The sequence below is a fragment of the Nonomuraea sp. NPDC048892 genome, assembly GCF_040649735.1.
GTDB lineage: Bacteria > Actinomycetota > Actinomycetes > Streptosporangiales > Streptosporangiaceae > Nonomuraea > Nonomuraea maheshkhaliensis.
In genome coordinates this window covers 83,509-96,138 of sequence record NZ_JBEZFZ010000016.1, presented here as the reverse complement: position 1 = coordinate 96,138, position 12,630 = coordinate 83,509, and the positions used below count along the sequence as shown (strand labels likewise).

At 72.2% G+C, this 12,630-nt stretch carries 14 protein-coding genes; 8 read left to right on the top strand and 6 right to left on the bottom strand.

Annotated elements, in window-relative coordinates; genetic code table 11:
* Positions 1-42 precede the first annotated feature (42 nt).
* On the top strand, positions 43-468 hold the full coding sequence (locus AB0C28_RS38265) for a VOC family protein (protein WP_357848180.1): 426 nt from the start codon (positions 43-45) through the stop codon (positions 466-468).
* On the opposite strand, the gene AB0C28_RS38260 is transcribed toward AB0C28_RS38265, so the two are convergent.
* The 4 genes from AB0C28_RS38260 to AB0C28_RS38245 all read right to left on the bottom strand — a co-directional run bounded on the left by AB0C28_RS38260 (position 428) and on the right by AB0C28_RS38245 (position 2,829).
* Complete coding sequence (locus tag AB0C28_RS38260) at positions 428-1,294, bottom strand: SDR family oxidoreductase (protein WP_358080351.1); 867 nt, start codon at positions 1,292-1,294, stop codon at positions 428-430. The genes AB0C28_RS38265 and AB0C28_RS38260 overlap by 41 nt on opposite strands.
* Positions 1,295-1,344: 50 nt before the next feature.
* Positions 1,345-1,575, bottom strand: coding sequence for a helix-turn-helix domain-containing protein (locus AB0C28_RS38255; protein WP_358080406.1), 231 nt, complete (start codon positions 1,573-1,575; stop codon positions 1,345-1,347).
* A gap of 171 nt (positions 1,576-1,746) precedes the next feature.
* A complete protein-coding gene (locus tag AB0C28_RS38250; RefSeq protein WP_357848184.1) occupies positions 1,747-2,019 on the bottom strand; it encodes a hypothetical protein in 273 nt (90 codons plus the stop codon).
* A 126-nt stretch (positions 2,020-2,145) separates the two neighbouring features.
* The gene (locus AB0C28_RS38245) at positions 2,146-2,829 is read right to left on the bottom strand and encodes a TetR/AcrR family transcriptional regulator (RefSeq protein ID WP_357848186.1); all 684 of its coding nucleotides are present in this window, start codon (positions 2,827-2,829) and stop codon (positions 2,146-2,148) included.
* A gap of 111 nt (positions 2,830-2,940) precedes the next feature.
* Here AB0C28_RS38245 and AB0C28_RS38240 point away from each other — a divergent pair, with 111 nt between their 5' ends.
* Positions 2,941-3,675: an SDR family oxidoreductase gene (locus AB0C28_RS38240; RefSeq protein ID WP_357848188.1), complete on the top strand. Its 735-nt coding sequence runs from the start codon at positions 2,941-2,943 to the stop codon at positions 3,673-3,675.
* A 177-nt stretch (positions 3,676-3,852) separates the two neighbouring features.
* Here the strand turns inward: AB0C28_RS38240 and AB0C28_RS38235 are convergent, their stop codons facing one another.
* Entirely contained in the window at positions 3,853-4,524 is a 672-nt protein-coding gene (locus AB0C28_RS38235; protein ID WP_358080350.1) for a helix-turn-helix domain-containing protein, read from the bottom strand.
* A gap of 62 nt (positions 4,525-4,586) precedes the next feature.
* On the opposite strand from AB0C28_RS38235, the gene AB0C28_RS38230 reads away from it, so the two are divergent.
* The 6 genes from AB0C28_RS38230 (at position 4,587) to AB0C28_RS38205 (ending at position 9,605) form a co-directional block, all read left to right on the top strand.
* Positions 4,587-5,504 (top strand): NmrA/HSCARG family protein, encoded by a 918-nt coding sequence (locus tag AB0C28_RS38230; protein ID WP_358080349.1) that lies wholly within the window; start codon positions 4,587-4,589, stop codon positions 5,502-5,504.
* 82 nt (positions 5,505-5,586) lie between these two features.
* Positions 5,587-6,087: a hypothetical protein gene (locus AB0C28_RS38225; RefSeq protein ID WP_358080348.1), complete on the top strand. Its 501-nt coding sequence runs from the start codon at positions 5,587-5,589 to the stop codon at positions 6,085-6,087.
* Positions 6,088-6,210: 123 nt separating this feature from the next.
* A complete protein-coding gene (locus AB0C28_RS38220; protein ID WP_358080347.1) occupies positions 6,211-6,993 on the top strand; it encodes a hypothetical protein in 783 nt (260 codons plus the stop codon).
* Between the two features lie 44 nt (positions 6,994-7,037).
* Positions 7,038-7,163: a hypothetical protein gene (locus tag AB0C28_RS38215; RefSeq protein WP_346106229.1), complete on the top strand. Its 126-nt coding sequence runs from the start codon at positions 7,038-7,040 to the stop codon at positions 7,161-7,163.
* 67 nt (positions 7,164-7,230) lie between these two features.
* On the top strand, positions 7,231-8,628 hold the full coding sequence (locus AB0C28_RS38210) for an AMP-binding protein (RefSeq protein WP_357848198.1): 1,398 nt from the start codon (positions 7,231-7,233) through the stop codon (positions 8,626-8,628).
* Positions 8,625-9,605 carry a hypothetical protein gene (locus AB0C28_RS38205; RefSeq protein WP_358080346.1) on the top strand — a complete coding sequence of 327 codons (981 nt, stop codon included), beginning with the start codon at positions 8,625-8,627 and terminating at the stop codon, positions 9,603-9,605. The genes AB0C28_RS38210 and AB0C28_RS38205 overlap by 4 nt, the downstream gene beginning before the upstream one ends.
* A 25-nt stretch (positions 9,606-9,630) precedes the next feature.
* Here AB0C28_RS38205 and AB0C28_RS38200 read toward each other — a convergent pair whose 3' ends face one another.
* Positions 9,631-12,600: a BTAD domain-containing putative transcriptional regulator gene (locus AB0C28_RS38200; RefSeq protein ID WP_358080345.1), complete on the bottom strand. Its 2,970-nt coding sequence runs from the start codon at positions 12,598-12,600 to the stop codon at positions 9,631-9,633.
* Positions 12,601-12,630: the final 30 nt, after the last annotated feature.

The window sequence follows — 12,630 nt, the reverse complement described above, 5'->3', positions numbered from 1 at the left end:
GCGGCGGGTACCTAGTGATCATCGCGGAAAGGAGACCCCCTGATGACCACGCCCGCACTGCCCCGCTTCCACCTCGCCGTCCCCGTGGACGACCTCGACGCGGCCCGTCACTTCTACGGCGATCTGATCGGTTGTGCCCAGGGCCGCAGCTCAGACACCTGGATCGACTGGAACCTGCGCGGACACCAGTTCGTCACCCATCTGGCGCCGTCGCGGGCGCAGCGGGCGCACAACCCCGTTGACGGTCACGACGTCCCCGTGCCGCATTTCGGGTTGATCCTCACAATTCCGGAATTCCACCAGCTGGCCGGCCGATTCCGGGAGGCGGGCATCGTGTTCGTCATCGAGCCGTACCTGCGTTTCGAAGGGCTGCCGGGCGAGCAGTGGACGATGTTCCTGCTGGATCCGGCCGGCAACGCGCTGGAGTTCAAGGCGTTCGCGGACGACTCTCAGGTGTTCGCCGTCTGAGCAGCTCCGCGAAGGTCGTGGCCGACAGACCGGTGAGAAGGGGGATCGCGTCGGTGACCCCTTCGAGCTCGCCGGCCGCGATCGCCAGGTAGGTCGACACCCAGGCATCGACCTGCCATGCGGGCGCGCCGTAGACGCGGCGCGACTCGTACGCCTCCGCCACCGTCTCCTCGTGATAGGCGACCTCCCGCCCGGTCATCTCGGTCATGATGGCGGCCACCTCCTCCAGCGTCAGCGCCTCGGGGCCGGTGAGCTCGTACGTCACCCCTTCGTGCGGGCCCGGCCGCAGCAGCACGCCGGCCGCCGCGCGTGCGAGGTCGTCCTGAGCCACGGCCGCCACCCGCCCGCGCCCCGCCGGCCCCCTGATCACGCCGTCGTCGCCGGCCATGGCGGGCAGGAAGTCGGCGTACAGGTTGTCGCGCAGGAAGGTGAAGGCCAGCCCGCTCTCGCGGATGCACTGCTCGGTGGCCCAGTGGTCGCGCGCCAGCGTGAACGTGGCCTCGGGGGCGGCGCCGTAGAAGGAGACGTACACGAGGTGGGTCACCTGGGCGTCACGGGCGGCGGCCACGAAGGCGCGGTGCCGGTCGAGGCGGTCGGCGCTCTCCGACGCGGACACGAACAGCACGGTCGAGGCCCCGTCGAGCGCCTGCCGCATCGCCGCCCGGTCACCGTATTCCGCGTCGACGGCCGTCGCGCGGTCGAGCCGGGGCGCGCGTCCAACCGCCCGCCGCGACACCAGCCGCTGCTCGGCACCGGCCTCGGCCAGCAGCGCCGCGATCCTGCCACCAAGCGCACCGGTGGCGCCCGTCGTAACGATGAACGACATACCCGCACCCTACGACCACCGCCTCACGCGCCGTCAGCCGGTCGGCGAGCTCACGCGGCGCGGCCCTCGAACCAGAGCGACCCGATGCCATGACCGGCGGTGAGACGAACATCGGCGTCCAGAGCGGCGGCCAGGTGACGCAACAGCGCGACGCTCGGCGCCGTGCCGCCCTCCTCGATGCACTCGATCTCGTCCTCGGTCATGGCCGCCCGCCGGGCCAGCTCGGCCGCACTGAGCCCGAGAGCGATCCGCCGGTCGTACAAGGCCTGCCCGAAGGCCAGAGCCTCGCGAATGGCGATCCGCTCAGGATCTTCGTCCTGCGAACTCGCGGGCTCCCAGCGGGTGTGCTAGCCGGACATCACGCCTGCCTCCCGAAGATCCCGTTCACCGGGCCCCAGTGATCACGCTCACAGATCTTCTGTGCTCGGACGGCTCGATCGATCTGCCTCTGATCATGTTGCCTGGTCTTTCTGAAGACCGTGAGCAACGCAATCGTCCTGCTCGCTGTACACCAGTACGTTACCCAGGGCCGCAACATCCCGAAGCCGGAGCCGCAATTCCCATACCGGTCCTTCCAGGTGATCCGGCCATGGGCCACCAAGTTCGGTACCCTTCTCGGCCAACAGTCCTGCCACTTCATCGACCCGTTTGAAGTCGCCATCGCTCAGGCTAACCAGCCACTCCTGCACCTCAGGTTCGAGCTCGAAGCCGTGCAGCTCTTTCATTGCCCCTCCATCAACGTCACCGAAAGTAGCGCCAACTTTCACATAACGTGATGGAATCGGGGAAGGCGCCGGAGTCAATGTGCGTCTCTACGGGGGAATGCGTCCTGGGCCTAGTGCCGAGACAGATCAGTCGCTGCCCGCACCAGCGTGGGCCCTGCCCGCCTGTTTCGCCGGCCCGGCCATCGCGCTGTGGAGCTGCTCGGCGTCCCAGGCGGGCTCGTGAAGGTCGAGCCGGTTCGCGGCCCGGAAGCCGTCCAAGGCCAGGTAGACGTGTCGTCGCCACATCGACGGGGCCACCTCCCGGGTGGCCTCGGCGACTCTGCTACTCGCCCAGAGCAGCAGGAACAGGTCGGCGCCGGTGACGTCCGGACGGACGGCGCCGGACGCCTGCGCCCGTTCCAGCACCTGTTGCGCGAGCGCGCAGATCTCACCGTGCACAGCGTCGGTGCGGTCGTCGCCGGGGAAGCGCCGGGCCAGGAAGTCGCCGAACGCCCGGTCCCCGGCCTGGGCCGCGCACAGGGCTTCGAGCAGGCCGCGGAACGCCTCCCACGGATCCGCCAGGCCGGACGCGGCCTCCACCTCGGCGATCACGTGGCGCAGCTTCGGTTCGAGGACGGCGCACAGGAGGTCGAGGCGGGTCGGGAAGTGCCGGTAGAGGGTGCCGACCACCAGGCCCGCCTCCCGGGCGATGCCGTCGAGTGCGGCCTGCGCGCCCTGGTCGGCGAACGCGCTCCGGGCGCATTCGAGCAGCCGCTCGCGGTTCCGGCGGGCGTCGCGGCGGGCGGGCGGCGGGTTTCCCCTGGAAGGCATGAGGCCACCGTAGCAAAGTGCGACATGTCTCAACTTTGAGGATGCTCTCATCTTCGCTACAGTGACCGTCAAAAATGAGAGACCTCTCATTTTTAACGCAGAGGGAGAGACATGGCGAAGCTCGACGGGAAGGTCGCGGTGATCACCGGCGCGACTTCCGGACTGGCACTGGCGACGGCGAAGGTGTTCGTAGCGGAGGGCGCGCACGTGGTCATCACCGGCCGGCACCAGGACCGGCTGGACGCGGCGGTGGCCGCCATCGGCCGCGACGTGACGGGGGTACTCGGGGACGTCGGCCGGATCTCCGACGTGACGCGCCTGGCCGAAGTGGTGGCGGCCGAAAGGGGCCGGGTGGACGTGCTCGTCGCCAGCGCCGGCGCCTGGACGTGGAACGAGCCCATCGGCGACGTGACCGAGGAGTCGTTCGACGCCGTGTTCGGCGTGAACGTGCGCGGGACGTTCTTCACCGTGCAGAAGCTGCTGCCGCTGCTGTCCGACGGCGCCTCGGTCGTGCTCGTCGGGTCGGGCGCCGCGGACAAGGGCGATCCGGGCACGACGGTCTACGCCGCGAGCAAGGCGGCGCTGCGCTCGTTCGCCCGCACGTGGACCACCGACCTGAAGGCGCGCGGGATCCGGGTCAACGTCCTCAGCCCGGCCGCGATCGACACCCCCGCGTTCGCGGACCTGCCTCCAGGGTTCAAGGAGCAGATCGCCACGCAGGTGCCCGTCGGCCGCCTCGGCGACGTGCACGAGATCGCCACCGCGGCGCTCTTCCTCGCCTCCGCGGACTCGAGCTTCGTCACCGGGATCGATCTTCCCGTGGACGGCGGGATCGGCCAGGTCTGAGCGGCTTCCGCGGTCGGGCCGATCTCCGTCGTCCTCTCTTCACCCACCCTCATCCTTCACGGCGCAGCCGACGGCACCGCCACCCTCCGCACGTGGCTGAGGGCCTCCAGGAGAACGGCCGCTGAGCCCGCACAGGGCCGGGCGCCGTTACGTGCGCGACGTCGGCCGTCCGCGTGGTCACCGGCTCGCCACACCGGGGCCCGCAGGGCGTATTCCGGTGAGCGCGAGGGTGAGCAGGCGGTCGGCCTGGGCCGCGCCGTCGGGCTCGTGCTCGACGGCCAGGCAGATGGCGTTGACCAGGGTGAGCAGGTCCGTGATCGAGACGTCGGGGCGGGCGGCGTTCGCCCGGCGGGCGCGGGCCAGCAGGTCCGCTCCGGCGTCCGTGATCATCGTGTGGCAGGTGGCGCCCCAGGCAGGGTCGCCGTCGTGGGCTCCGCGCATCAGCGAGGCGGCCAGGCCCCGGTTGGCCACGGCGTGCCTGGCGACGGCTCCCAGCCAGGTCGCCAGCGCCCGCCCGGGGTCGTCGGAGCCGGCGGCCAGGTCTTCCGCGGTGGCGCACAGGGCCTCGACCTTGTCGCGGAAGACAGCCTCCAGCAGCCGCTGCCGGGAGGGGAAGTGGCGGTGCAGCGTGGCCGAGCCGACGCCGGCCCGCCGGGCGATCTCCTCCAGGGACGCCTCGGCCCCTTGCTCGGCAACGGCCTCGGCGGCGGCGGCCACGATGCGGTCGTAGTTGCGGCGGGCGTCGGCGCGCATCGGCCGCGCGGACGCGGTCGTACGGCTGTCGGGCGGCATGTCGTTCTCCGGCGGGCTTGCAAAAACGGGGTGGCCCTCCATATCGTACTCACTCATAACCGGGGGGCCACCCCACTTAGGTGGATGGCCGCCGCGTGCCTACCTTCTGGAGACATTTCGTGAAAACCATCGTGGTGGTGGGAGCGACCGGCTTGCAGGGCCGGGCCGTGACAGCACACCTGCTCGCGGGCGGCCGGCGAGTACGGGCGGTGACGCGCGATCCGGACGCCCCGGCGGCCCGCGCGCTGGCCCAGGCGGGCGCCGAGCTCGTCCGGGCCGAGATGGACGACCTCGCCTCGCTCGTCACCGCCGCCGAAGGGGCCTACGGCCTGTTCAGCGTGCAGCCCACCGTCGGCTCCCCGGGCACCCCCGCGGGCTTCTCAGCCGAGGACGAGGTCCGGTGGGGCCGCAACGTCGCCGACGCGGCACACGCGGCCGGCGTGCGGCACCTGGTCTACACCTCGCTCGCCGGCGCGGGCCGCCACGACACCGAGAAACTGCCGGTCAACACGGTCAACAAGTGGCGGATCGAACAGCACATCACCCGGCTGGGCCTGCCCGCGACCTTCCTGCGCCCGGTCTCGTTCATGGAGAACTACACCGGCGGCTACTACCTGCGCGACGGCGCCCTGGCCACCGCGTTCGATCCCGACGTACCGCAGCAGATCATGGCCGTCGACGACGTCGGCGTCTTCGCCGCGCTGGCCTTCGAACGGCCGGGCGAGTGGATCGGCCGCGCGGTCGACCTGGCCGGGGACGAACTGACCCCACGCCGGATCGCCGCCGCCGTCTCGGCGGCGATCGGCCGGTCGCTGCCGTCCGTACAGATCCCGATCGAGGAGATCGCGCGGATCGGGGAAGACTTCGCCTACGCCTACACCTGGCTGAACGAACGCGGCTACCGCGCCGACGTCGCCTTCGCCCGCGCCCTGCACCCGGGCCTGATGAACCTCGACACCTGGCTGCGGCGGACGGGAGCGGCCCAGATCTCCGCCTTCCTGGCCGCCCAGGACACCGCCGAACGCGCTCTTTCTTGACGGGGTGAAGCCGAGCGGAAGCCGATCTGAGTCGGGTCGTTGTTTGACTGGTCCGGTCCGAACGCTGAGAAAGGACCAGATCATGCGGAGCTTCATGAAGCCACGGCCCGGAGTCGCGTCGGCCTCTGTAGTCGTTCTCGCGCTCGTCACGGCGCTGTCGACGGGCGCGCCGGCGGCGCAGGCGGAGGCGCCGGCGGCGCAGGCGGAGGAGTCGAAAGCCCAGGGACGGACGAGCGCGGCCGCGTGGGAGCCGTGGATGCAGTTCTTCGGCCCGCACGAGACCGTGACCCCCGACGCGTCCACGCTGCTCAGAGACACCATGCTGCACAACTGCGACAGCGAGTACGCCTGCCTCGCCGCCGGGGAGGGCGACGGCGAGCACACCCTCTTCGAGGTGACCTACTGCAAGCCGGACGATCGCTGGGTGTCCAACTTCATCGGCGACGGCGCCGTGGCGAACCACCAGGTCAACGATGCGAAGGTCGTCCTGATGGACAAGAACAAGAAGACGCTGCGGACGATCGACGCGGGCAAGATCGTGCGCGTCGACTGGGATCCCGTCTACTACATCGACGTATGCTGACGCACGCCCTGTACCTGCTCGCCCACGCGCGGCTCGCCCGGCCGGAACGGCCGGGCTTCCGTGTCAACCGAATGCACGTTCACCCCGTCTCCCTTGTGCACCGTCCGTCGCAGAGGAGCCGCCGTGCGTGTCCAGCCGGCCATGTTGACCGCCGCCATGATCCTGTTCTTACCGACCCAGGCCGACGCGGCTGAGCGACCGCGCGTGCTCGCCACCGACGTCGTCGAGTACGCCTGCAAGGCCGGTTCGGAGACGCAGAACATCAAGGTGCGGGTCACCTTGACGATGCCGACCACCACCGCCGTGGGCGATCAGCTGTCCATCGGCTGGCAGGGGGCCTATGAGGGCGCCGCGCTCAAGGCTCCCCTCGCCGGGCTCGACGACGGCACCAAGCTCTACGCCTATGCCGGCATCAGCGAGTATCCCGGCCTGACGTCGGCCACCGGCGTCGGCACGCTGGAGGCGATCACGCCGGGTGCGGACATCCCGCTGCCCGCGACTCGCGTGGAGCTGCTGACCACGCCCGGCCGGGCTGACACCGGCGTCGTGCGGCCGGGCGCCATCAATTTCGGCACCACCCCGACCTCCCCCGCCATCCGGTGCGAGGTGCGGAATCGAGCGGCACTGACCACCTACACGCTCAAGGTCCCCACGACCGGGCAGGACGACGAGCCCGATCCGGGCACCACCGGCAGCGAAAGCCCTGAACCCACCGACACGGAGACCACCGACACGGAGACCACCGACCCTGCGGAAACCCCTGCCGAAACCCCCACCGGAGGGGTGGCCACAGGGGCGGGTGGGGAGGCGGGGCCTGATGGGCGGATGGTGGTGGTGGCGGGGCTCGTGATCACGGGGGCCGCGCTCGCCGGTCTGCGCCGTCGCCGGCCGGCGAAACCCCTGTAGCCGCTCTGTAGTCACTTTGTAGGGCCTGAACTGATCGTTGCTCCGTGAGAGGGGGCGTCGAGCCCCGTCCACGGAACGAGAGGGAGAGCCCCATGATCAAGACCGCTCGCCGTTACGCCAAGTACGCCGTCAGCGCCCTGTCCACCGCGGTGTTCGTGCACATCGGCTGACCCGCCGGGCAGGTTCACGCCCCCCGGGGGATCAGCCCCGGGGGGAACAGGCGGAGGAAGGTGAGGCGTGTTCGGCACAGCGATGCGGCAACTGGGCTACGCGTGGACGATGATGTCCGGCCGGCGGTTCCGGATCCGGGACGTGCGCGCGCTGGTGGACGACACTCGGGCCACCATGGAGGCGTTCGGGTCGCCCGGTGAGGGCTCCGACGACATGCTGGCCGCCGCCGATCCGGAGATCCAGGAGGATCTCACGAAGCGGCGCCTGCGCCGTACGATGAAGCACGCCCTGGCGGAGGTCCCCTACTACCGCCGCATCGGCGAACCGGGCATGACCTTGGCCGATCTTCCCCCGACGCCCAAGCAGGCGCTGCGCGGCATGCCGGCCGCTTTCGTGTCGGACCGGGCCCGTCCCGCCGTGCTGGCCCACACCACCGGGACGACGGGCAGCCCCACGCTCGTCTGGTTCTCCGCGTACGAGGTCGAGCTGATGTCCTCGATGGCGGCCCTGGCGCTGATGCTGACCGGCGGCGTCCGCGAGGAGCATCTGTGGGCCAACGCCATCAGCTCGCGGTCGATCGCCCAGGTGGTCGCCGAGCGGGCGGTGCCCATGACGGGCGCCGGGTTCGTGCATCTCGGCATGATCGATCCGCGCGCCGCGCTCGACCGGCTGGCCACACCGCTGCACGTTCCCGGGAAGCGTCCGCTGATCAGCCATGTCAACGTGACCGCCTCCTATCTGGCGGCGCTCGTGCAGGAGGCCGAGCGGGGCGGCTGGAGCCCGCGCGACTTCGGCCTGATCGAGGTGTGGTCGGGCGGCGAGGTGCTGACCGACGCGCTGCGGGTGCGGGCCGAGGAGGTGCTGGGCGCGAAGGTCTTCGACGGCTACTCGATGACGGAGATCGCCCCGGTCACCGGCCAGGTGTGCGACGACGGGCACCTGCATCTGCCGGCCGATCAGGGGCTGGTGGAGGTGCTGGATCCGGTCACGCTGGAGCCGGCCGCGCCGGACACGACCGCCGTCCTCGTCATCACCCCCTACTCCTCCTTCCGCGACACCACCCTCCTGCTCCGGTACGTCACCGGTGACCTGGTCAGAACGCTGCCGGAGTCCGCGCCCGTGACCTGCGCGATGGCGGCGATCCCGGCGACCTCCCGCGTCCTCGGCCGCCTCACCGGGACGAGCGGCCTGACCACGCGCGACGTCCTCGACGTGCTCCAGGCGGAGCGAACGCTGCCGCTGCCGACGAGGTACGCGGTCGAGGACGACATCCTGTACGTGGTGTCGGGCAAGGACGACGCGACCCTGCTCAGCCGGTTGGAGGAGCGGGCCGAGGGGCTGCCGATCAGGGGCATCGTCCTGGTCGAGACCCCCGGCGACCTGCCCGTCCCCTGCCAGGTCCGGGCGGACCTGATCGAGCACAGCTTCGAGCACGCCGCCCCCGTACCGCTAGGAGTCCGGTGATCCCGCACGTCCTGGGCCTGCACGCGCTCATCGCGCTGACGGTCGCGCTGTCCGCCTGGTTCCTGTCCCGTTACACGATCCCGCGCCCGCCGGTGGGCCGGTTCGTCCGCGCGGACATCGCCGTCATGGTCGTCGCGCTGGTGGCCATGCCGTTCGCGTACCTGCACGTGCCGGTCGCGATCGTGGTGTCGGTGTTCGGGGTGGTGGTGTTCACGTTCACGCAGCTGACGCTGGCCCCGGTGCTGGGCGGGCGGGTGGCGGGGTTCGCCGCCCTGGTGCTGTGCGGCGGGGACGTGGCGGCGTACTTCGTCGGGTGGAGCGGCGTCGTCCTGGTGCTGAACGACGTGGCGGTCATCCTGCTGGTCGTGGGCGCGGTCAACCTGTGGGTGCAGACGGCCATCTCCCCCGCCCAGGTGGCGGCGCTGGCCGCCGCGCTCACCCTGTACGACACGCTGGCCACCGGGCTCACCTCGCTGACCTTGGACTTCGTGGCCCGCCTGGACGGACTGCCGTTCGCGCCGGTGCTGGCCACGCGGGGTGCTCCCGAGCCGTCGCTGGTCGGGCTCGGCGACTGTCTCATGCTCACGTTGTGGCCGCTGGTGGCGTACCGGAGTTACGGGCGGGTCGCGGGATGGACGGCGGCCGGCGTGGACGCGGCGCTGCTGGCGGTCGTGGTGGCGGCCTTCCTCGGCGGGGGCGGCGCGGTGCCGCTGCTGACCACGCTGGGGCCGCTGATCGTGGTGCAGTGGCTGTACTGGCGCTCGCGTCCCGTGCCCGTGCCGAGCCGGCCCGAGGTGGAGCGGGCGCTGGAGTTCGTTCCCGAGCCGGTGCAGGGCCAGGCGCAGGGACGGTGGGTGGCGCTGGCGGACGGCGGCGTCGTGGGCGAAGGGCCGACGCCGGGCGCGGCGCGGCGGGCGGCCAGGCAGTCGGGGGCCGAGACGGTGCCCGTGGTCACCTTCCTGCAGCCGGCTGAGTGAGCCCTTCCAGGGGTGCCCGTGCGCCTCAAGCGCGACCGGCGAGGTAGGCGGTCACCTGGGCGGCCTCAGGACCGTGTTCGAACAGTCGCAACGCCTCCCGCCACACCGCCTCCGCCCGTTCACGTTCCCCCACCCCTGCGTGCGCCCGGCCGAGCTCCCTGAGCACCCGGGCCCGCCACACGGGCGGCCCGTCGGGCCCGAGCCGCTCGTACGCGCCGGCCAGCAGCGCGAGCGCCTCCTTCGCCCGCCCCTGACGCAGCCGCACCTCCCCCAGCGCGTACGTGGCCAGCGCCTCCCCCAGCCCGTCCCCGCTCTCGCGGAAGAGCGAGCGGGCCCCGTCGAGCGCGTCCACGGCCTCGTCGAAGCGCCCGAGCGCCCCCAGCGCCTCGCCCAGCCGGCGCAGCACCTTGCCGGTCGCCACCCGGTGCCCGATGACCTCGCTGATGAGCAGGCTCTCCTGGTAGTAGCGGACCGCCTCGGCCGCCTCGCCGCTCAGGTAGCAGGCCGTGCCCAGCGCCCGCAGCAGGTCGCCGCGCACCCGCCGGTCGTCGCCGGCCACGGCGAGCCGGTCCTGGCAGAGCCGTCTGGCCTCGGCGTACTGTCCCCTCTCCATGTGGATCCAGATCGGCCAGGTCCAGGAGTAGTCCAGCCCGCCGGCGTCGCCCAGCTCCTCCAGCAGCCGGATCGCGCGGTGGGCGTCGTCGAGCGCTTCGTGCAGGAGCCCGGCCCCGTGGTGGCAGGCCGCCCGGTTGATCAGCGCGTACGCCGCCCCGTGCCGGTCCCCGATCCGCTCGAAGCCGTCGTGCAGCCGGCTGAAGTGAGCCCCGGCCGCGCCGAAGGCGCCCCGCGACAGCGGCACCCCGGCCAGCAGCAGCTCCGCCCGCAGCGCGGTGCGCTCGTCGAGGGCGGCCGCGATCACGGCCCGCTGCGTGCGCTCGACGTCGTCGAGGAAGCCTTCCAGGTTCAGGTACGCCGACAGGTGGTGCGCCAGCTCGGCCGCCTCCGCGACCAGCCCCAGCTCGATCGCGGCCGAGACGCTGTGGACGAGCGTCCTGCGCTCGGCCGCCAGCCAGCCGATGCCCGCGCCCTCCACCGGCGGCCCGGCCCGCCCCGGCTCCTCCAGCGGGTACGGCGGCGCGGTCGGGATGGGCAGATCGCTGGTGGCCGCCCTGATCCGGCGCAGGCACTCCAGCACGTGACGGCCCAGCGCGGCCCGCTGCTCCTCGGGGCTGTCCTCGGCCAGGGCGCGCTCCTCGGCGTAGACGCGCAGCAGGTCGTGCAGGCGGTAACGCGGCTGCCCGGCCTCGTCGATCTCCCTGGAGTCGAGCATGCCCGCGGCGACCAGGGTCTCCAGCGCCACGTCCGCCTCCAGCGCGGAGCAGCCGAGCAGCGCGGCGGCCGACCATTCCGCGATGCTGCCCAGGTCCGCCAGCCCGATCAGCCGGAACGCCCGCATGGCCGGCTCGGGCAGGGCGGCATAGCTGCCGCCGAACGTGCCGCGGACGTCGAGCCCGCCCACGACCAGCTCGTCCAGCCGCCGGTCGGCGAGCCGGCCGGCGAACTCGCGGACCGGCCAGGCGGGGCGGATGGCCAGCCGCGCCCCCGCCACCCTGATCGCCAGCGGCAGCATGCCGCAGGCGCGCAGGATGTCCAGCTCGGCGTCCGGCGCGGCCCCCAGCCTGGCCCCGCCGGCGATGCGTTCGAGCAGTTGCCTGGCATCGTCCTCGCCCGGCAGGTCCAGCGGCAGCCGGGTGGCGCCTTCCAGCACGGGCAGGCGCGATCTGGAGGTGACCAGCACGCAGCAGCGGGCCGTACCGGGCAGCAGGTGGCGGACCTGGGTCTCGTCCTGGGCGTCGTCGAGCACGATGAGCACCGCCAGGTCGGCCACCCGCTGGCGCAGCAGCCTGGCCCGTTCCTCCAGGTGCTCGGGGATGAGTGTGCCGTCCACGCCGAGTGAGCGCAGCAGCTCGCTGAGCAGGTCGGCGGGGCGGCGCGGCCCGGCGGCGTCGCGGCCGAGCCGCAGGAAGACCTGGCCGTCGGGGTAGTCGGCGCGTAACCGGTGGGCGGCGTGCACGGTCAGCGTGGTCTTGCCGACGCCGGGCAGGCCGGAGACGACGACGATCGGCGGCGACCCCTGGTCCCGCCGCGCCCGCGCCGCCGTCAGCAGCACCTCCAGCTCGGCCCGCCTGCCGACGAAGTCGGAGGTGTCGGCGGGCAACTGGCACGACGGCCCCAGGAACGCGGGCGCGCCAGGGCGTACGCTCAGCGCCGGGTCTCCTGCCAGCAGCGCGGCGTGCAGCTCGGCCAGCTCGGGGCCAGGCTCGATGCCGAGCTCGCCGGCGAGCAGCGTGCGGGCCTCGCGGAAGGCGTCGAGCGCCTCGCTGCGCCGGCCGCTGCGGTGCAGGGCGAGCATGAGCTGGGCCCATGACCGCTCGCGCAGCGGGTGGGCGGCGACCACGGTACGCAGCTCGGCCACGAGGTCGTCACGCCCGAGTTCGAGGCGGACGTCGATCCACTCGGACCTGGCCAGGACGAGCTGCTCCTCCAGCTCGGCGATCCTGGCGGCCATCACGCCGCCGAGCCTGGCGTCCTCGGCCGGGTTGCCCTGCCACAGCGCCACCGCCTCGCCGTAGGCGCGCTCGGCGGCCTGCCGCTCGCCCGCCTCCCTGGCCTTTCTGGCCCGGCGCACCGCCTCCTCGAACGCCAGCAGGTCGAGCTGGCCGGGCGGCAGTTCGCAGACATACCCGGAGGACTCGGTGCGCAGGCGCAGCGAGGTGCCGCGCAGGGCGTGGCGGAGCTGGGAAAGGTAGGTCTGCAGGTTGGCGACGGCGGACCTGGGCGGGTCGTCCCAGACGGCGGCGATCAGGCGCTCGGTGGAGACCACGACGCGCGGGTGCATGAGCAGGGTGGCCAGCACGGCCCGCTGCTTGGCGCTGAGGTGCACGGGCCCGTCGGGTCCGTACACGCGCAGGGGCCCCAGAACGGCGAACTCCATGGTGGCAGCCCTCCCGATGCTTCCGGTAGA